The sequence below is a fragment of the Leifsonia sp. CL147 genome (genome assembly GCF_900114565.1).
GTDB lineage: Bacteria > Actinomycetota > Actinomycetes > Actinomycetales > Microbacteriaceae > Leifsonia.
On record NZ_FOTM01000014.1, the window covers coordinates 55,590 to 75,890 of the forward strand.

Genomic DNA, 20,301 nt, shown 5'->3' on the forward strand with positions numbered 1-20,301 from the left:
GCGTCAGTCGCCGATCGGGAAGACGAGCAGCGATCCCGTGGCGGTCGCGACCGTCTTGCCCGCGCCATCCGTGACGACGCCGTCGGCGAAGGCCACCCGGTTCCCGGGCTTCGTCACCGTCGCCGTGCAGGTGAGCGGACCGGTGTGGGCGAACACGGGCCGCAGATAGTTGACCGTGATCTGGATGGACGTGTAGCCCTGTCCCTGCGGCAGGGTCGTCTGCACCGCGCATCCCAGTGCCGAGTCGAGCACAGTGCAGACGAAGCCGCCGTGCACCGTCCCGATCGGGTTGTAGTGCGACTCGTCCGGCTCGCAGGCGAAGGTCACCGTCCCGGGATCTGCGGAGACGAGGGTCATCCGCATCAGCGCTGTGATCGGCGGGGGCGGCAGCTCGCCGCGGATCATCGAGCGCAGGTACTCCAGCCCGGTCATCGTCGGCATCCGCGTGACTCCGGGCGCCGGATCCTCCCAGGTGACCGTCCGGGTGCGTTCGATGCGTTCGGTGGTGGCCTCATCCATACGGTCATCCTCTCGCATCGGGATCCGCCGCCGCACCCGCGAGGCGCGCCAGGCGCCGGCGGGCCGCCAGCTCCGCCTGGGTGTGCGGCCCGAGCAGGATGCGCGAGCCCCGGAGGACCGTTGCGGTGGCCGAGTGGATGGGCAGCAGCGGCTCCCAGGGCGTCCGTGGCAGCCCGAGCAGCAGCCGGTGACGGGGATCCAGCGTCGAGACGGCCGCGCGGAACACGATCCGGTACGACGGGCGCAGCACCGGCCGCAGCGGCGCCCGGCGGATGAACCGCACGATCTCGTCGACCTCGGGGCCTCCGCGCAGGTCGCCGGCGTCGGTGATCGCGTCGAGCTGGGCGCGCAGCCCGGCGGCCGTCCGCGGTGGGTCCTCGACGCCCATCAGGTCGGCCGCCGTCGCCCAGTCGGCGACATAGGCGTCCGGTCCACCGGGGATGGGGTCGCCCCAGCGTTCGTGCGCGGTCAGGAACGCGTCCGTGAACGACAGGTGCACCCAGCGCGCGAGGTCCGGGTCGCTCGCGGAGTACGGACGCTCCGCCCCGTGCCCGTCGACATACCGGCCGGTGACCCGGCGGTGCAGCACGCGGACCATGTCCGAGGCGGCGGCGGCCTGGCCGCGACTGCCGAAGGTGACCGTGTGGATCCACTGGATGGTGCCGGCCAGCCGCCCGAGCGGATCCTCCCGGTAGCGCGAGTGGTCCCGCACCCCGGCCAGCGCTCCCGGGTGCAGTGCTTGCAGCAGGAGGGCGCGGACGCCCGCGACGAGGGTCGGCATCCCGCCGTGCACGGCCCACGCCGCACTGCCGGGGGCGAAGAAGCCCGCGTCCTCGCCGTCCTCGAGGCGCAGGATCCAGGCGGGCACCTCGTCCGAGCGGCCGGCCAGGGTCTCGATCAGGCGCGAGCGGACCGGCGAGAGCACGCGGTCGACGACGGTCCCTGTCATATCGGGCCGGTCACCGAGCTGCCGTCATTGAGGTGCTCATCACGGCGCTCATCTCGGCGCCTTCATCGCGGTGTCGCGTCGAGGCCGAGGCCATCGATCAGCTGCGCACCCGGAAGCTCGGCGATCAATCGGCCGGGAAGGAGGATCTTGGAGCGGCGGACGCCCGAGCCGATGATCACCACGTCCCGCTCGGCGACCCGCCGGTCGACCAGCACCGGCCAGCCGTGGGGCAGGCCGATCGGCGTGATCCCGCCGTACTCCATCCCGGTGAGCTCGACTGCGCGGTCCATCGGGAGGAACGACGCTTTGCGCACATCCAGCAGGCGCTTCACGGTGTTGTTGACATCCGCACGCGTGGTGGAGAGGACGACGCACGCGGCGATCCGCTCCACGCCTTCGCGCTTGCCCGCGACGACGACGCAGTTCGCGAGATCGTCCGGGTCCAGGCCGAACTCGTCGCGCGTCGCGGCGGTGTCGGAGATGCCGGGGTCGATCTCCACCACCCCGACCTCGTCCAGCCGGCCGAGACCCTCGAGCATCGCCAGCGTGGAGGGAGCGAGCAGGTCGGTGCGGGAGGAAGCAGGAGCGGTCGTCAGGCCGCCGAGAGTGAACACGCCCATGCGCCTACTCTGCACACGGCGGCGGGGAATCCGCAATCCGCGAGTGGACACAGCACGCCGTCCCGCAGGGCGCGGAGACGGCGTGTCTGCGTCGACTCGTCGGTGGATGCACCGTCTACTCGGTCGCGGCAGCGCGCTCCAGGACGAGCTCGCGGACGCGGGCGGCGTCCGCCTGCCCCTTCATGGCCTTCATCACCGCGCCGATGACGGCCCCGGCGGCCTGGACCTTGCCGTCGCGGATCTTCGCCAGCACGTCCGGCTGCGCGGCCAGTGCCTCGTCGATGGCGGCGATCAGCGCGCCGTCGTCGGAGACGACCGCGAGTCCTCGGGCGTCGACGACCTCCTGCGGGCCGCCCTCGCCCGCGATGACGCCCTCGAGCACCTGCCGAGCGAGACGGTCCGTGAGCGTGCCGGCGTCCACCAGGGCGGCGAGTTCGGCGACGTGCCGCGGACTGACCAGGGTGCCGGCCGGGACGTTCTGCGCGTTCGCCAGGCGGGCGATCTCGCCGGTCCACCACTTGCGCGCGGCCGCCGGCCCCGCGCCCGCGGCGATCGTCGCCTCCACCTCGTCCAGCAGGTCGGCGTTGGCGACATCCTGGAACTCGAGCGCGGTGAATCCCCACTCGGCGGTGAGGCGCTTGCGGCGCGTGGCGGGCGGCTCGGGCAGCGTCCCGCGCAGTTCCTCCACCCACTCGCGGCTCGGCGCGACGGGCACGAGGTCGGGCTCCGGGAAGTAGCGGTAGTCGTCGGCGTCCGACTTGGGACGGCCGGCGCTGGTGGTGCCCGAGTCCTCGTGCCAGTGGCGCGTCTCCTGGACGATGGTGCCGCCGGCCTCCAGGATCGCCGCCTGACGCTGGATCTCGTAGCGCACGGCGCGCTCGATCGAGCGCAGCGAGTTGACGTTCTTCGTCTCGGTGCGCGTGCCGAGCTTCGTCGTGCCGCGAGGACGGAGGGAGATGTTGGCGTCGCAGCGCACGTTGCCCTCCTCCATCCGGGCGTTGGAGATGCCGAGTCCCTTGACGATGTCGCGGATCACCCGCACGTAGGCGCGACCGACCTCCGGCGCATCGGCCTCGGCGCCCTCGATGACCTTCGTGACGATCTCGACGAGCGGCACACCGCCGCGGTTGAAGTCCACCAGCGAGTGATCGGCGCCGTGGATGCGGCCCGTCGCGCCGCCGACGTGGGTCAGCTTGCCCGCGTCCTCCTCCATGTGGGCGCGCTCGATCGCGATGGTGATCTCGCGGCCGCTCTCCAGCTCGATCGTGATGGAGCCGTCGTGGGCGATCGGCTCGTCGTACTGGGAGGTCTGGAAGTCCTTCGCCAGATCCGGGTAGAAGTAGTTCTTCCGGGCGAACCGGCTCGACTCGGCGATCTCGCAGCCGAGCGCGAGGCCTAAGCGGATGCTGGACTCGATGGCCTTCTCGTTCACCTGCGGCATGCCGCCGGGGAGGCCGAGGCAGGTCGGGCAGGTGTTCGTGTTCGCGCCCGAGCCGAACTCGTTGGCGCAGCCGCAGAACATCTTGGTCTTCGTGTTCAGCTCGACGTGGACTTCGAAGCCGAGCACGGGCTCGAACAGCTCGAGCGCGCGGTCGTAGTCCATCAGCTGCACGTTCCGGGCAGTGCTGTTCGCCATCAGACGGCTCCCTCTTCGCTTGCGAACATCTCGGTGGCGCTCAGGTCCGGCGCCTGGCTGAGCAGTGTGTGGCCCCACTGCTCCTCCAGCAGGCGCTCCAGCGCCGAGCCGTAGGTGTAGAGGCGGGCGTCTGCGCGGGCGGGCGCCATCAGCTGCATCCCGACGGGGAGGCCGTCCTCGGGCGCGAGTCCGATCGGCAGTCCCATGCCCGGGATCCCGGCGAGGTTGGCCGGGATCGTGGTGATGTCGTTGAGGTACATCGCCATCGGGTCGTCGATCTTCTCGCCGAGCTTGAAGGCGGTGGTCGGCGCACTCGGGCTGACCAGCACATCCACCTTCTCGAAGGCCGCGGAGAAGTCGCGCTGGATGAGCGTGCGGACCTTCTGCGCGCTGCCGTAGTAGGCGTCGTAGTAGCCGGCGCTCAGGGCGTAGGTGCCGAGGATGATGCGGCGCTTGACCTCCGGGCCGAAGCCCGCGTCGCGGGTCGCCGCCATGACGCGCTCCACGGTGACGGGAGGGTCGGACGGGTTCACCCGCAGCCCGAACCGCACGGAGTCGAAGCGGGCCAGGTTGCTGGACGCCTCCGCCGGGAGGATCAGGTAGTAGGCCGACACCGCGTACTCGAAGCTGGGGGCTCCGACCTCGACGATCTCGGCTCCTGCGGACTCCAGCAGCACGAGCGCCTCGTCGAAGCGCTGCTTGACGCCCTTCTGGAAACCCTCGCCGGCGAGTTCGCGGATCACGCCGACCCGGACCCCGGACAGGGCGCCCTCGCGGCGGCCGGCGCGCGCGGCGTCGGCCATCGACGGCCAGGTGTCGCTGAGCGAGGTGGAGTCGAGCGGGTCGTGACCGCCGATGACGTCGTGCAGGAGGCCGGCATCAAGGACCGTGCGCGAGACGGGGCCCACCTGATCGAGCGAGCTGGCCAGCGCGATCGCGCCGTAGCGGCTCACACCGCCGTAGGTCGGCTTGACGCCGACCGAGCCGGTGACGGCCGCAGGCTGACGGATCGAGCCGCCGGTGTCGGAGCCCAGCGCGATCGGGGCCTCGAAGGCGGACACGGCTGCCGCCGAACCGCCGCCGGAGCCGCCCGGGATGCGTTCCAGGTCCCACGGGTTGCGGGTCGGGCCGTAGGCGGAGTGCTCGGTGGAGGACCCCATGGCGAACTCGTCCATGTTGGTCTTGCCGAGCGGGACGAGGTCGGCCTCGCGCAGGCGGCGCACGACGGTCGCGTCGTAGGGCGGGAGCCAGCCCTCGAGGATCTTGGACCCGGCGGTCGAGGGCATGTCCTCGGTGGCGAGGACGTCCTTGATCGCGATCGGGACGCCGGCGAGCGGACCGAGCCGCTCGCCCGCCGCTCGGCGGCCGTCGATCTCTGCGGCGGTGCGCAGGGCCTTGTCGCCGGCGACGTGGAGGAACGCATGGACGTCGGCGTCGACGGCCTCGATCCGGTCGAGGTGGGCGCGGACGGCCTCCTCGGAGGAGACCTCACGGCTGGCGAGCCGCTCGGCGAGGTCGGAGGCGGAGAGCCTGGTCAGATCGGTCATGCGCTTACTCCTCCTCCAGGATGGTGGCGACCGAGAAGCGGTCGCCCTCGCGCTCCGGAGCTCCGGACAGCGCCTGCTCCACCGTCAGCGACGGCCGGACCACATCCTCTCGGAAGACGTTGGTCAGGGGCAGCGGGTGGCTGGTCGCGGGAACGTCGGGACCGGCCACCTCCTGGACCTTGGCGACGGACTCGACGATCTGGCCGAGCTCCTTCGTGAGGCTCTCGAGCTCTTCCGGGCTGAGGTCGATCCTGGCGAGGTTGGCCAGGTGCGCGACCTGCTCCGCGCTGATTTCGCCTGCGCTGGTTTCAGACAAGGGTGCGTCTCCGTGGGATTCGGTGGTGAAGTGGCGGCGCTCGCGTCGCGGCCCGCCTCTCTCGATTCTAGAGCGAGCCGAACAGGCCGTGCCCCCGGGGCCGGCCTCGTGGCCAGGGTCTCAGCGCGACGCCTGCGCTGCGTTCGAGCCCGGCCCGTCCTCGGGTACGCCGTCCTTATCGAGCACGAGGTCGCCCCGATCGATGCCGATCATCGCCAGGTTGCGCATGCATTCCGTGCCTGCGGTGAAGTACGCATTGTGACCCGACGAACCGGCGAGGGTCGCGTGCGTGAGCGGGTCGACCGCGCCGCCCACACCCATCGGCTTCGCGCCGTATCCGGGCGAGCCGGGGTCGCTGCCGAAGAACGCACTGTTCACGATGGGGTCCATGGGAGCCTCACCGACGAAGACGTTGCCGCCTGCGACCGAGAGCCCGGCGACCGTCTGGGAGGCGCTTCCGGGTGAGCCCATCAGCGCCAGCGCATCCACGGTCACGGTGTGACGCTCGAGCGCCATCAGCGCAGCAGTCGAGCCGTAGGAGTGAGCGAAGACGCTGAGGAACGGCTGGTCGCCCTCGCGCAGCGCACGGATCCCCTGCAGGGTCCGCTCCAGGCTGTCGGCGCCCTGCGTGGCGAGCGCGGTGCCGCCGATGTTCGTGAGCACGGGGGTCTGGTAGCCGATCCAGGCGACCACCGCGACCCCGGGCGCCGCGGCGCCGCCGCGCGGTCCGAGGATGCGGCGGAGCACACCGGTCTGCAGGTCGTACTGCTCCTGGGCGACCTGGGCCCACGCCTCGATCTGCTCACCGACCGACATGTACATCCCGGGGACGAGCACACTCACATAGGCCGCCGTCCGGAGGTCGCCGACGACGATGGCTGCCTTGGCGTCGGGCGACGGGTCGAGCGTGACGAGCGTGCGTGTGACGCCGTCGTGCTTCGAGAGCGCCTTCTTGACGTTGTTCAGCGTCTCGAGCTGACGCTGCAGAGTCACGCGCTCCGTCCGGCCGTGCTCTGAGGAGAGGGTCTTCGTGACGCCGGCGATCGTCCGGGACAGGTCGAGGGCGTTGGCGCGGCCGCGAACCGCGTACGGCACCCCCTCCAGGTTGCCGATCACGTGCGGCGCCGCCTCGATGAGGAGCTTCTGCTTGGCGGGGTCGATGAGATTCCAGAGCCGGCTCACCTCTGCGGCGGCCGGCGCCTGGACGAGCAAGGCCTGGAGCTTCGCCCGGTTGGCGTCGAGGAAGGACGGCAGGGCCGACGCGTTGACTCCCGCGAGCGTGCTGAGAACCGCCGCGGAAGCGCTGCCGCCGACCGGTCCGGAGGGCACGTCGGAGACCGGGCCGGCGACGGATGAACTGCGGGCGGACGAAGCCGTGGAGAGATATGCCGCAGAAGAAATGGATGCGACCGGGGCCGGCGCCGCCTCCGCGGGCAGCGCAGAAGCCCCGGTCAGTCCGGAGACGACCGAGGTAATCAGTACAGCTGCAAAGCCGACCAGCACTCCGTCCGGGTCCCTCCGAGAGCGAGCGAGCTAAGCTCATGCGGGTGCGCTCGGGCCAAGCGCACGTGTCGACTCTACCCGTGAACGGGTGGCGGACGGCAACCCGTTCTACCCCCGATTCAGGGGGAGAATTCGAGTCCTGTCGGTGCAATGGAGGACCGAAAACTCACGTTTCGAGGGCTGCGGGACCCTCCTCGACCAGTTTCTTGAATTGCGCGGCGTCTATGATGCGGACCCCGAGCTCCTCCGCTTTCGCCAGCTTGGACCCCGCACCAGGACCGGCCGCCACGAAATCCGTCTTCTTGGACACGCTGGATGCCGCCTTGCCGCCCGCCGCGATGATGGCCTCCTGAGCACCCTCGCGGCTGTACCCGTCGAGCGAGCCGGTGGCGACGACCGTCAGTCCAGCGAGCACTCCGCCGGCCGCGGCGGCATGACCCGGACCCGGGTGCCCCGGGGTGCTGAACTGCACGCCGTCTGCCGCCCAGCGCTCCACGATCTCGCGGTGCCAGGCGACCTCGAACCAGGCCAGGACGGCGTCCGCGATGATGCCTCCCACGCCATCCACTGCGGCCAGCTCATCGCGCGACGCCGACCGGATGCGGTCGAGCGAACCGAAGTGATTTGCCAGGGCGCGCGCGGCGACCGGGCCGACGTGACGGATGTTCAGGGCGACCAGGATGCGCCACAGCGGCTTCTGCCGCGCCGCCGACAGATTGCTCAGCAGCTCCGTGGCGTTCTTCGACGGCACGTACAGCTCGTCGCCCGAGAACTCCGCCGCGCCGGGGTCGAACGGTCCATCCTTCTTCTGTCGCCGACGGCGGAACGGAGTGTCTACCTTTTCCTCGCCTGAGTCCGTCAGTTTGGGCAGTCCGGTCTCCGAATCCCGCACCACGACTTGGATCGGGAAGATATCGGCGAGTGAGAGCCCGAACAGTCCGGCCTCCGTCGGCAGCGGAGGCGTTTCGGGGAAGCGCGGCTGGGTGAGCGCCGCGGCCGCGACCTCGCCGAGCGCCTCGATGTCGAGCGCACCGCGCGAGCCGATGTGCTCCACCCGGCCCCGTACCTGGGCGGGACAGAACTCGGCGTTCGGGCAGCGCAGGTCGATGTCGCCCTCCTTGGCCGGAGCGAGCCTCGTCCCGCACTCCGGGCAGTTCTCGGGCATGACGAACTCGCGCTCGCTGCCGTCGCGCAGCTCCACCACGGGGCCGAGCACCTCGGGGATGACGTCCCCCGCCTTGCGCAGCACGACGGTGTCGCCGATGAGCACGCCCTTCGCCTTGACGACCTCCTGGTTGTGCAGGGTCGCCTGGCGGACCTCGGATCCGGCGACCCGCACCTTCTCCATCACGGCGAACGGGGTGGCACGGCCGGTCCGGCCGACGCTCACCACGATGTCCAGCAGCTTCGTGTTGACCTGCTCCGGCGGGTACTTGTACGCGATGGCCCAGCGCGGGGCGCGGCTGGTCGCACCCAGCTCGTCGTGCAGAGCCAGCTCATCCACTTTGATGACGATTCCGTCGATCTCGTGCTCCACGGCCCCGCGGTGGGCGCCGTAGTACTCGATGAACTCGTCGACCTTCTTCGCGTCGTCCATCACGCGGTAGTGCGACGAGGTCGGGAGTCCCCAGTCCTGGAGCAGCTCGTACACCTGGGATTGCGCGTCGACGGGCGGGTTGCGCCAGGCGCCGATGCCGTGCACGAGCATGTGGAGGCGGCGGAGACGGTTGCGCATCAACTCCAGCTGGGCCGGGTTCTTGCCCTCGGCCTTCTGGCGCAGCGATCCGCTCGCGGCGTTGCGGGCGTTGGCGAACACGCGCTCGCCCGCCTCCAGCTGGTGGGCGTTGAGCTCCTCGAACTCGGCGACCGGGAAGAAGACCTCGCCCCGCACCTCCACGAGGGCGGGCGGCCGATCGGTAGCCAGGCGGCTCGGGATGGCCGGGATCCAGCGGATGTTCTCGGTCACGTCCTCTCCCACGACCCCGTCGCCGCGGGTGGCGGCCGAGACGAGCACGCCCCGCTCGTAGCGGAGGTTGATCGCCAAGCCGTCGATCTTCAGCTCGCAGAGATAGTCGACCCGGCGCCCGGCGTCGCGCTCCACACGGGCGGCCCAGGCCTCGAACTCCTGCAGCGAGAAGACGTTGTCGAGACTGAGCATCCGCTCGGCATGCTCGACCGGGGCGAACAGCGTCGTCTGGGCGCGGCCGCCCACGGTCTGCGTGGGACTGTCCTGCGACTGCAGCTCGGGATGGAGCCGCTCGAGCTCCTCGAGCCGCCGCATCATGCGGTCGTACTCCTCATCGCTCACGAGCACCGTGTCGCGCTCGTAGTACGCGTCACGCAGCTCGAGGATGCGTGTCGTCAGCTGCTGTGCCTCGGCCCCCGCTTGCGCGAGCTGGTCGTCGGTCGTCGTCTCGATCGCCACGCGCCCAGCTTATTCGCGACCCCCGACGGTGGTGCAGGTGGGCGTCGGGGCGGGGTCAGGTCGGGCGGGCCGGGACGGGCCCGGGCCGGGACGGGCCCGGGCCGGGACGGGCCCGGGCCGGGACGGGCCCGGGCCGGGACGGGCCCGGGTTGGGCGGGCTCAGGCCGGGCGGGGACGGCTCGGGCCGGGACGGCTCAGGCCGGGACGGCTCAGGCCGGGACGGCCGACACCGTGCGGTCGATCGTGGTCTGGCCGAGCACCCGCGTGCCGACGTACACCACGGCGGTCTGCCCGGGTGCGACTCCATTGAGCGGCAGGTCCGGACGGACCACCAGCTCGCCACCGGTCACGGAGGCCACCGCCGGCACGGGATCCGCGTGCGCCCGGATCTGCACCTCGCACGCGAACGGCGTGGCCGGGTCGGCCGGCGGCATCCCCGCCCAGGTGAAGCGCGACCCGGCGATCTCGGCGATGTCCAGCGCTTCGCGCGGACCGACGACGACAGTGTTCTCCTTCGGCCGCACCTCGAGCACGAAGCGGGGGCGTCCGTCCGGCGACGGGTAGCCCACGTTCAGGCCCTTGCGCTGCCCGACCGTGTACGCGTGGGCTCCCTCGTGCGTTCCGAGGCGGTTGCCCTCCCGGTCGACGATGTCGCCGGTCGACGTGCCGACGCGGTCGGCGAGCCAGCCGCGCGTGTCCCCGTCCGGGATGAAGCAGATGTCATGGGAGTCCGGCTTGTTCGCGACGCTCAGGCCGCGCGCCGCCGCCTCCGCCCGCACCTCCGCTTTGGACGGCGTCGCACCGAGCGGGAACATCGCGTGCGCCAGCTGCTCCGCCGTCAGCACGCCGAGGACATAGGACTGGTCCTTCGCCCAGGCGCTCGCCCGGTGCAGCTCGCGGTTGCCGTCCTCATCGGTCACGATGGCCGCATAGTGCCCGGTGCAGACGGCGTCGAAACCGAGGTCGAGCGCCTTCTCCAGCAGTGCGGCGAACTTGATGCGCTCGTTGCAGCGCATGCAGGGGTTGGGGGTGCGGCCCGCGGTGTATTCGGCGATGAAGTCGTCCACCACATCCAGCTTGAAGCGCTCGGAGAAGTCCCACACGTAGTACGGGATACCGATGATGTCGGCCGCGCGCTGCGCATCCATCGAGTCCTCGATCGTGCAGCAGCCCCGGCTGCCGGTGCGCAGCGTCCCCGGCATCCGCGAGAGCGCGAGGTGCACGCCGACCACGTCGTGCCCGGCTTCGACGGCGCGCGCCGCCGCCACCGCCGAGTCGACACCACCGCTCATCGCCGCCAGAACTTTCACCCGGCGATTCTACCCGCGCTCGCCGGCCCCTCCTCCGTTCAGCCTCGACTCCGCCATCGCTCCCCTGCGCCTCCCTCCCTCCCTCCCTCCCTCCCTCCCTCCCTCCCTCCCGGCGAGATTCGTCACGAATGTGCACTTACACGCGGCGCAAGGCGACATTCGTCACGAATGCGCACTTAGGCCCGACAGGAGGGCAAGCGAGATTCGTCACGAATGTGCACTTACAGGCGGCGCAGGGCGACATTCGTCACGAATGCGCGCTTAGGCCCGACGTGAGGGCAACCGAGATTCTTGACGAATGTGCACCTAGACGCGGGGCGACATTCGTGACGAATGTGCACTTACACGCGGCGCAGGGCGACATTCGTCACGAATGCGTACTTTGGGCCGACGGGAGGGCAGGGCGAGATTCGTGACGAATGTGCACTTAGACGCGGCGCAGGCCGACATTCGTGACGAATGTGCCGGCCACGGGGCAGCGGGGCCACCGGCAGCGCCGCCGCGGGGCCGCCGCCGCGGGGCCGCCGGCCGCGGCGCCACAGAGGGACGCGGCGCTAGCGGCCGAGCCGGGGCGAGCGTTCGGCGAGCCCGGCCCGCGACGCCTGCGCGTAGGCGCCGGGGATCACCGCGAGCAGCGCATCCACATCGGCCTCGGTCGACGTGCGGCCCAGGGTGAATCGCAGCGCACTCCGCGCCTCGGTCTCGCTCCGCCCCATCGCCAGCAGCACGTGCGATGGCTCGGGGATGCCCGCCTGGCAGGCCGAGCCCGTCGACACCGACACGCCGGCCAGGTCGAGCAGGAAGAGCAGCGAGTCCCCCTGCGCACCGGGGAAGGTGAAATGGACATTGGATGCGACCCGCGCGGCGCGCGCTCCCTCAGGCTCCGGCCCGCTCAGCACAGCCTCCGGCACGGCCGCCCGCACCCCGTGGATGAGACGGTCCCGCAGCGCCGTCAGCCGTGCGGTCTCCGCCTCCCGCTCCGCCTCGGCCGCTCGCGCAGCGACCGCGAAGGACACCGCTGCCGCCACATCCTGCGTCCCGCTCCGCACCTGCCGCTGCTGCCCTCCGCCGTGGATGAGCGGCACGACCGTCGAGGTGCGGTTCAGGATGAGCGCTCCGATCCCCACCGGCCCCCCGATCTTGTGCGCGGAGACACTGAGCGCCTCCACCCCCAGCCTCGCGAAATCGAGCGGAAGGTGGCCGTACGCGGCCACCGCATCCACATGGACCGGCACGCCGGCGTCCCGTGCGACCTCGGCGAGCGCCGCCACCGGCTGCACGGTGCCGACCTCGTTGTTCACGGCGAGGAAGGTCATCAGGGCGGCATCCGACCCCTCGATGACGTCCGGGACCACGATGGCGCCTTCCGCATCGAGCGGCAACCAGGACGGCTCGGCGCCCTCAGCGCGCTCCAGCCACTCGACGGTGTCGAGCGTCGCGTGGTGCTCCCCTCCCGGGACCAGGATGCGCGGCCGCCGCGCGCCGCTGTTTCGGGCCCAGTACATCCCCTTGACGGCCAGGTTGATCGCCTCGGTCCCGCCGGAGGTGAACACGACCTCGATCGGCTCCGCCCCGAGCGTCGCGGCGATCGTCTCGCGCGCCTCCTCCAGCATCCGCCGGGCCTGCTGGCCCTGACTGTGGATGCTGGACGGGTTGCCGACCACGCCCATGGCCTCGGTGTAGGCGGCGATCGCCTCCGGGCGCATCGGCGTGGTGGCGGCGTGGTCCAGGTAGACCGGCACGATGCCCTCCGCAGTTTCATCCAGGCGTGTATCACTACTCTAGAGCGCATGACCTCGACCGATCCCCTGCGCAATCTGGGCGTCCGCCTCGGGCCGCACGGGGGCGAGCTCCGGGTGTTCTCTGCGAATGCGGACGCCATGGAACTGTGCCTGTTCGACGAGACCGACCCCAACTGGCTGGTGAAGACCGTCCCGATGACACGGGATGCGAACGGCGTCTGGATGGGTCGCTCCCGCTCGCTCGCCGTCGGCACCCGCTACACCGTCCGCGTGTCCGGCCCTGCTGCTCCCGGCAACATGTTCGACCCGGAGGCGCTGCTGCTCGACCCGTACGCCCGGGGTCTCATCCGGGTGGCGTCGGACGGCTGGCGCTCGGTCGTGGTCGCCGACGGGTTCGACTGGGGGGATGCGCACAAGCCCGCGACGCCGCTGGATCACACCGTGATCTACGAGGCTCACGTCAAGGGCATCAGCCGCCTCAACCCGGCGGTCCCCGAGGAGCTGCGCGGCAGCTACGCGGGCCTCGCGCACGAGTCGACGATCGGGTACCTGAAGGACCTCGGTGTCACCGCGGTCGAGCTGCTCCCGGTGCACGCGTTCGTGTCCGAGCAGCGCCTCATCCAGGAGGGCCTCACCAACTACTGGGGCTACAACACCCTCAACTTCTTCACCCCGCACACGCACTACGCGTCGCGCGGAGCGCAGGCGGCCGGGCCGGCGGCAGTGCTGGCCGAGTTCAAGGGCATGGTGAAGCTGCTCCATCTGGCCGGTATCGAGGTCATCCTCGACGTCGTCTACAACCACACGGCCGAGGAGGGCATCGGCGGCCCGCGCACCAGCTTCCGCGGGATCGACAACGCCACCTACTACCGGCACGACGGCACCGGCGCGTACATCGACGTGACGGGATGCGGCAACACCCTCGACTTCGGGAATCCGGTTCCGCAGCGGCTCGTGCTCGACTCCCTCCGCTACTGGGCCAACGAGATGCAGATCGACGGATTCCGCTTCGACCTGGCCGCGACGCTCGGGCGCGGGACCGACGCGTCCTACCATCGCGACCATCCACTGCTCGTCGCCGCACAGACCGACCCGGCGCTCCAGGGCGTCAAGCTCATCGCCGAACCGTGGGATGTGGGACTCGGCGGCTGGCAGACCGGCAACTTCCCCGGTCCCACGTCGGGCACCGGCGCCTCGCAGGCCGACGGCTGGTCCGAATGGAACGACCGCTACCGCGACCGCGTGCGCAACTTCTGGCTGGCGGACATCTCCGACGCCCGGCGCAACGGCCAGGCGCCGGTCGGCATCGGGGGCTTCGCGACGCGGCTCGCCGGCTCCTCGAACACCTTCTCACCGGAGCGCGGACCGCTCGCCTCCGTCAACTTCATCACCGCGCACGACGGCTTCACCATGGCCGACCTCACCGTCTACGACGTGAAGCACAACCTCGGCAACGGCGAGAACAACCGCGACGGCACCGACAACAACCGGTCGTTCAACCACGGGGTCGAAGGACCGACGACGGACGAGGCGATCCTGATGACCCGCGCCAAAGCCGTCCGGAACCTGATGGGGACGCTGCTGCTCTCGGCCGGCGTGCCCATGATCACGGCGGGCGACGAGTACGGCCGCAGCCAGCGCGGCAACAACAACGCGTACTGCCACGACAGCGAGCTCACCTGGATGGGCTGGCTGCGCACCCGCGAGCAGCGCGAGCTGTACGACACGACGAAACGTCTGCTGCAGCTGCGCCGCGACAATCCGGCGCTGCGCCCGAGCCGGTACGCGGTCGACGGCCAGACCACGCCCAACGCCAGCCACATGGACTGGTACGACGCCACCGGGCAGCGGATGGACGACGAGGACTGGAACTCCCCCGAGAACCGGACCCTCCAGTACCTCGCCGCCTCCACCCCCGACAAGGAGGAGTTCAACCGCGTCCTCCTGATCGTCCACGGGGTCGAGGACGATGTGGAGGTGTCCCTCCCCGTCGCGCCCGGCGTGACGGGCTACCGGCTGCTGTGGGACTCGGCGACCGAGGTGCCCATCCCCGAGGATGCGACCGAGGTCGCTCCGGGCGCGACTCGGCTCGTCGGCGGGACGTCGATGCAGCTGTACCGCGCGCATGGGCCGCGCGTGGAGCCGGCGGTCGCGGCGACCGGAGCGGATGCTGCCGCTGGGACCCCCGCTGCGGCGGCACACGGCTGATGGCCCGGCAGAAGGCGGCCGCCGGCACACCGGCGACGGTCGCGCTGACCGCTGCGGGCATCCCGTTCACTCTGCATCCGTACGAGCATGACCCCGCTGCGGCGTCCTACGGCCTGGAAGCGGCGGAGGCGCTCGGCGTGGAGGCGGACCGCGTGTTCAAGACGCTGCTCGCCGACACAGATCTCGGACTCGTCGTCGGCGTGGTCCCCGTGACGGGCATGCTGGACCTGAAGGCGCTCGCTGCGGCCGTCGGAGCCAAACGCGCGACTATGGCCGACCCCGCGGTCGCCGAGCGGCGCACCGGCTATGTCGTCGGCGGCATCAGCCCGGTCGGCCAGAAGACGCGCCACGTGACCGTGGTGGACGAGACCGCGCAGCTCTTCGACACGGTCTTCGTCTCGGGCGGAAAGCGCGGCCTCGACCTCGAGCTCGCGCCCGCCGACCTCCTCGCGGCAACCGCCGCCGCCTACGCCCCGATCGCCAAGTAGCCGCCCCCTCCGCCCCCTCCCGCTTCCGCCCCCTCCCGCTTCCGCCCCCTCCCGCTTCCGCCCCCTCCCGCTTCCGCCCCCTCCCGCTTCCGCCCCACCGCCGAGTCCACAAAGATTGCACACGGAAAGCGCTTTCGACGTGCAATCTGTGCGGACTCGACGGTGGGGGGTGGGGGCGCGGGGCGCGGCGAGGTGGGGCTAGGAGGCGGAGGTGACGAGGCCGAGCTCGGCGGGCGTGAGGAGCAGGTCGTTCACCGGCACGACGCGGACCGTGTAGCCGAACGAGCCGGCCCAGGCGAGGCGGACGGTGCCGACGAACTCGTGCGCCACCGACGGATCGCCGGTCCCGGGGATGCCAGAGTCGACCGCGAGCGGCTCTCGGTGCACGTCGATCAGGTCGCCGCCGTCGTGACTGCGACCGTAGACGACCTGTACCTGCACGTCCTCCGGCGTCAGGCCGTTGAGGTGCACCAGCGCGCGGACGTGCAGCTCGTCGCCGACCTGCGGCACGGCGTCCAGCCCTCCCGCGTCGACGTGCGCGACGTTGACGCCCGGCCAGGCGGCCTGCACCCGCGTCTTCCATGCGGCGAGGTCGCGGGCGGCGAGGTAGTCGTCGGCGCTGAGGCGGTCCTCGTAGCCGGCCGCCGGCAGGTACAGGCGCTCGACGTACTCGCGGACCATCCGCTCCGCCGACAGCGGCGAGGACAGCGTCGCCAGGGTGTGCCGGATGCGTGCCACCCAGCCCGTCGGCACCCCGTCGCCGTCGCGCTCGTAGAAGCGCGGCGCGATCTGGTGCTCGATCAGGTCGTACATCGCCTCGGCCTCGAGCGCGTCGCGCTCGGCGCCGTCGCCGGCCGCGTCCGCCGACGGGATCGCCCAGCCGTTCTCGCCGTCGTAGAACTCGTTCCACCAGCCGTCGAGGATGGACAGGTTCAGCCCGCCGTTCAGTGCGGCCTTCATGCCCGACGTGCCGCACGCCTCCAGGGGGCGCAGCGGGTTGTTGAGCCACACATCCGTCCCCGGGTACAGCAGCTGCGCCATGCCGATGTCGTAGTCGGGCAGGAACACCATCCGCTGCCGGATGTCGGCCTCCGACGCGAACTGCACGAGCTTCTGGATGAGGCGCTTGCCCTCGTCGTCGGCGGGATGCGACTTGCCGGCGATCACGAACTGCACCGGCCGGTGGGGGTCGGTGAGGATGCGGCGCAACCGTTCGGGGTCGTGCAGCATCAGCGTGAGCCGCTTGTAGGTGGGGACGCGCCGGGCGAAGCCGATGGTGAGGACGTTCGGGTCGAGCAGGTCCTGCATCCACGCCGGCGCGATCCCGCCCGGGTTCTGCTCCTCCCAGGCCGCCTCGAGCCGCCGCCGGGCGTCCTGCACCAGCTGCTCGCGCATCCGGGTGCGGACTCCCCACAGGTCGGCGTCGCTCACAGCGCCGGCGTTGCCCCAGTCGGCGTGCGTGGTGTCCTCGGTGCCGAGCCGTTCGAGCGCCAGCGCCCGCAGCATCGGATCCGTCCACGTGGGCGCGTGGACGCCGTTGGTGACCGAGTCGATCGGCACCTCCTGCGGATCGAACCCCGGATAGAGGCCGTTGAACATCTGGCGGGAGACCTCGCCGTGAAGCTGCGACACGCCGTTGGCGTGCTGGCCGAGCCGCAGGCCCATGACGGCCATGTTGAAGACGTCCGGCGATCCACCCGGGTAGTCCTCCGCACCGAGCGGGAGCACCTGGTCCGCGCTCACACCGGGGAGAAGGGTCGTGGAGAAGTACCGCTGGACCAGCGGCCGGTCGAACCGGTCGATGCCGGCTGGCACGGGCGTGTGCGTGGTGAACACCGTCCCGGCGCGTACGACCTGCAGCGCCTGGTCGAACGTCAGCCCCTCGCCGATCAGGTCGGAGATGCGCTCCAGTCCGAGGAACCCGGCGTGGCCCTCGTTGGTGTGGAACACCTCCGCCTCCGGCATCCCGGTCAGCTCGGTCCAGGCCTTGACGGCGCGCACGCCGCCGATGCCGAGCAGCAGCTCCTGCAGCAGCCGGTGCTCGCCTCCACCGCCGTAGAGGCGGTCGGTCACCGAGCGCAGTCGCTCCTCGTTGTCCGGGATGTCCGTGTCGAGCAGGAGCAGCGTCACCCGGCCGACCGCGGCCTGCCAGACCCGCGCACGGAGGACGCCGTCGGGCAGCGCGAGCGTGATCTGCACCGGCGATCCGTCCGGGTCGCGCAGCACGCTGAGCGGCAGGCCGTCCGGGTCGAGCACCGGGTAGCGCTCGAGCTGCCAGCCGTCGGGCGTGATCGCCTGGGAGAAGTAGCCGGAGTGGTAGAACAGGCCGGCCGCCACGAGCGGCACGCCGAGGTCGCTGGCCGCCTTCAGGTGGTCGCCGGCGAGGATGCCGAGGCCGCCGGAGTACTGCGGCAGGGTGGCCGCGATGCCGTACTCGGGCGAGAAGTAGGCGATCGTCTTGGGCGCGTCCTCGCCGAGCGACTGGTACCACCGCGGCTCGCGCAGGTACGCGTGGAGGTCGTCGCGGATGTGATTCGCCCAGTCCACGTAGCCCTGGTCGCCCGCCAGCTCGGCCAGACGCGCGGGGTCGACGGCGCCCAGCAGGGCGATGGGGTCGTGCCGCACCTGCTGCCAGAGCTCCGGCGAGATGCGGGCGAACAACTCCTTGGTCGGCTCATGCCAGGACCAGCGGAGGTTGCCTGCGATCTCCCCCAATGCGGAGAGGTTCTCGGGGAGTACGGCTCGGACGGTGAATCTTCGGATGGCCTTCACTCGGTCCACTGTAGGGGAGGCGCATGTCGGGCAGGTTAATGAGTGTACGGTCGGGGGCGTGGTGAAGAACGCAGCGACCAGGTCAGCAGCCGCAGCGACAGAGGCGGCCACGGTGAAACCGCCCGCCCGGAATGAGGCGGCGGGACCCGAGACGAACACATCCGAGAACGCGCGGAGGAGCGCGACGGAGAGAACGGGCCGGACGAACGCGCCCGAGATCGTCACCTCCGTCGCCACCGATGCGCCGGCGGGATCGTACGAACCCCTGCTCCCCCGCATCCCCATCCTGGAGCTGTCGCCCCAGGTCGACGAGGGCCTCTGGGCGGCGAGCGCGTTCAGCGGCGAGGTGATCCCGTTCCGCGCGACCGCCTTCCGGGAGGGGCACGACAAGATCGGCGTCGACCTGCTGCTGCTCGACCCTTCCGGCGTCCAGACCGAGTACCACATGCATCCCCTCACCCCGGGCACGGACCGCTGGGAAGTGGAGGTGCAGCTCGAGCAGACGGGGCTGTGGCGCTACCGTGTCCAGGCGTACGCCGACGAGTACGCGACCTGGCGGCACAACGCCGAGGTGAAGGTGCCCGCCGGGATGGATGTGGAGCTGATGCTCAGGATGGGTCACGACCTGCTGCTGCGCGCCTCCCAGGACAAGCGGCGCGGCACGGCCGAGCGACGCCACCTCTCGGAGGCGGCCAAGGTCGTCGCCGACGACAAGCGGACCGTGGATGAGCGGTTCCAGGCGTCGATCGACGACCGCATCCAGAAGGTGCTGACCGAGCGGCCCGTCGTCAGCCTCCCGTCCGTGTCCGCCACCCGGGCCGTCGTGGTGGAGCGGACCCGGGCCGGCGTCGGCAGCTGGTACGAGTTCTTCCCCCGCTCCGAGGGCGCCAGGAAGCTGCCGGACGGCTCGTGGCAGTCCGGCACCTTCCGCACTGCGGCCAAGCGTCTCCCCGAGGTCGCCGCGATGGGCTTCGACGTCGTCTACGTCCCGCCCATCCATCCCATCGGGCGCACGTTCCGCAAGGGCCCGAACAACACCCTCGAGGCCGGCGAGAACGATCCCGGCTCGCCGTGGGCCATCGGCTCCGCAGAGGGCGGGCACGACGCCATCCACCCGGACCTCGGCACGGAGAAGGACTTCACCTACTTCCTGGGCAAGGCCAAGCAGGCGGGCCTCGAGGTCGCCCTCGACCTCGCGCTGCAGGCGTCGCCGGACCACCCCTGGGTGACCGAGCACCCGGAGTGGTTCACCACCCTCCCCGATGGCACCATCGCCTACGCCGAGAACCCGCCGAAGAAGTACCAGGACATCTATCCCATCAACTTCGACAACGACTACGAGGGCCTCCGCCAGGAGGTGCTCCGCATCGTCCGTCACTGGATGTCGCTCGGGGTGCGCATCTTCCGCGTCGACAATCCGCACACCAAGCCGCTGCACTTCTGGGAGTGGCTCATCCACACCGTGAACGCCACGGACCCGGATGTGGTGTTCCTGGCGGAGGCGTTCACCCGTCCGGCCGTCATGCGCACTCTCGCCAAGGCCGGGTTCCAGCAGTCGTACTCGTACTTCACCTGGCGCAACACGAAGGAGGAGCTCGAGGAGTTCCTCGACTCGATCGCGCATGAGACGGCCGACTATCTGCGCCCGAACCTGTTCGTCAACACGCCGGACATCCTCACCGAGTACCTGCAGTTCGGCGGGCCGGCCGCCTTCAAGGTGCGCGCGGCGATCGCCGCGACGGCCGCGCCGACCTGGGGCGTCTACTCGGGCTACGAGCTGTTCGAGAACGTCGCCCGCAGCGGCGCCGAGGAGTACATCGACAACGAGAAGTTCGAGTTCCGTCCCCGCGACTACGCCAAGGCGCAGGCGCAGGGCCGCTCGCTCGCGGGCTATCTGACGATGCTGAACCGGGTGCGCAGCGAGCACCCGGCGCTCCGCCAGCTGCGCAACCTGCACCTGCAGGCCAGCGAGGACGACAGCATCCTCGTCTACTCGAAGTTTCTGGATGGGCGGTTCACCCGCACCGGCAAGCCGGACGCGGTCATCGTGGTCGCCAACGTCGACCCGCATTCCGTCCGCGAGACCATCGTCCACCTGGATGTGACGGCGTTCGGCATCCCGCTCGGAGCGCAGTTCGAGGTGAAGGATCACGTGACCGGTCAGCGCTGGACCTGGGGCGCCGACGACTACGTCCGCCTGGATGCGTTCACCGAGCCCGTCCACATCCTGTCCGTCCGTCCGCTGTGACCGCCGACCGAGACCTGA

General features: G+C 70.8%; 14 protein-coding genes. 3 read left to right on the forward strand and 11 right to left on the reverse strand.

Annotation, left to right across the window (positions count from 1 at the left end):
* Nucleotides 1-3 precede the first annotated feature (3 nt).
* From BM287_RS12580 to BM287_RS12625, 10 genes are all read right to left on the reverse strand, one after another.
* Nucleotides 4-519, reverse strand: coding sequence for a PaaI family thioesterase (locus tag BM287_RS12580; protein ID WP_244528240.1), 516 nt, complete (start codon nt 517-519; stop codon nt 4-6).
* A 4-nt stretch (nt 520-523) separates the two neighbouring features.
* Complete coding sequence (locus BM287_RS12585) at nt 524-1,468, reverse strand: oxygenase MpaB family protein (protein ID WP_090040155.1); 945 nt, start codon at nt 1,466-1,468, stop codon at nt 524-526.
* Between the two features lie 62 nt (nt 1,469-1,530).
* On the reverse strand, nt 1,531-2,088 hold the full coding sequence (locus tag BM287_RS12590) for a YbaK/EbsC family protein (protein ID WP_090040157.1): 558 nt from the start codon (nt 2,086-2,088) through the stop codon (nt 1,531-1,533).
* Between the two features lie 115 nt (nt 2,089-2,203).
* Complete coding sequence (gene gatB / locus BM287_RS12595; RefSeq protein ID WP_090040160.1) at nt 2,204-3,724, reverse strand: Asp-tRNA(Asn)/Glu-tRNA(Gln) amidotransferase subunit GatB; 1,521 nt, start codon at nt 3,722-3,724, stop codon at nt 2,204-2,206.
* Entirely contained in the window at nt 3,724-5,271 is a 1,548-nt protein-coding gene (gene gatA / locus BM287_RS12600; RefSeq protein ID WP_090040162.1) for an Asp-tRNA(Asn)/Glu-tRNA(Gln) amidotransferase subunit GatA, read from the reverse strand. The genes gatB and gatA overlap by 1 nt, the downstream gene beginning before the upstream one ends.
* A gap of 4 nt (nt 5,272-5,275) precedes the next feature.
* Nucleotides 5,276-5,563: an Asp-tRNA(Asn)/Glu-tRNA(Gln) amidotransferase subunit GatC gene (gatC, locus tag BM287_RS12605; protein ID WP_211772975.1), complete on the reverse strand. Its 288-nt coding sequence runs from the start codon at nt 5,561-5,563 to the stop codon at nt 5,276-5,278.
* 144 nt (nt 5,564-5,707) lie between these two features.
* A complete protein-coding gene (locus BM287_RS12610; protein WP_170857539.1) occupies nt 5,708-7,090 on the reverse strand; it encodes an alpha/beta hydrolase in 1,383 nt (460 codons plus the stop codon).
* A 166-nt stretch (nt 7,091-7,256) separates the two neighbouring features.
* Nucleotides 7,257-9,515 (reverse strand): NAD-dependent DNA ligase LigA, encoded by a 2,259-nt coding sequence (ligA, locus tag BM287_RS12615; protein ID WP_090040167.1) that lies wholly within the window; start codon nt 9,513-9,515, stop codon nt 7,257-7,259.
* Nucleotides 9,516-9,724: 209 nt separating this feature from the next.
* The gene (gene mnmA / locus BM287_RS12620) at nt 9,725-10,825 is read right to left on the reverse strand and encodes a tRNA 2-thiouridine(34) synthase MnmA (protein ID WP_170857540.1); all 1,101 of its coding nucleotides are present in this window, start codon (nt 10,823-10,825) and stop codon (nt 9,725-9,727) included.
* Between the two features lie 554 nt (nt 10,826-11,379).
* Entirely contained in the window at nt 11,380-12,567 is a 1,188-nt protein-coding gene (locus BM287_RS12625) for a cysteine desulfurase family protein (protein WP_090040169.1), read from the reverse strand.
* Between the two features lie 48 nt (nt 12,568-12,615).
* Between BM287_RS12625 and glgX the strand changes: the two genes are divergently transcribed.
* Nucleotides 12,616-14,775: a glycogen debranching protein GlgX gene (gene glgX, locus BM287_RS12630; protein ID WP_244528242.1), complete on the forward strand. Its 2,160-nt coding sequence runs from the start codon at nt 12,616-12,618 to the stop codon at nt 14,773-14,775.
* Nucleotides 14,775-15,263 carry a Cys-tRNA(Pro) deacylase gene (gene ybaK, locus BM287_RS12635; protein WP_090040172.1) on the forward strand — a complete coding sequence of 163 codons (489 nt, stop codon included), beginning with the start codon at nt 14,775-14,777 and terminating at the stop codon, nt 15,261-15,263. Before glgX ends, ybaK begins: the two co-directional genes overlap by 1 nt.
* A 198-nt stretch (nt 15,264-15,461) precedes the next feature.
* Here ybaK and glgP read toward each other — a convergent pair whose 3' ends face one another.
* Nucleotides 15,462-18,035: an alpha-glucan family phosphorylase gene (gene glgP, locus BM287_RS12640; protein ID WP_090040174.1), complete on the reverse strand. Its 2,574-nt coding sequence runs from the start codon at nt 18,033-18,035 to the stop codon at nt 15,462-15,464.
* A 277-nt stretch (nt 18,036-18,312) separates the two neighbouring features.
* Here glgP and BM287_RS12645 point away from each other — a divergent pair, with 277 nt between their 5' ends.
* Nucleotides 18,313-20,283, forward strand: a complete 1,971-nt coding sequence (locus BM287_RS12645) for an alpha-1,4-glucan--maltose-1-phosphate maltosyltransferase (RefSeq protein WP_244528248.1) — start codon at nt 18,313-18,315, stop codon at nt 20,281-20,283.
* Nucleotides 20,284-20,301 lie beyond the last annotated feature (18 nt).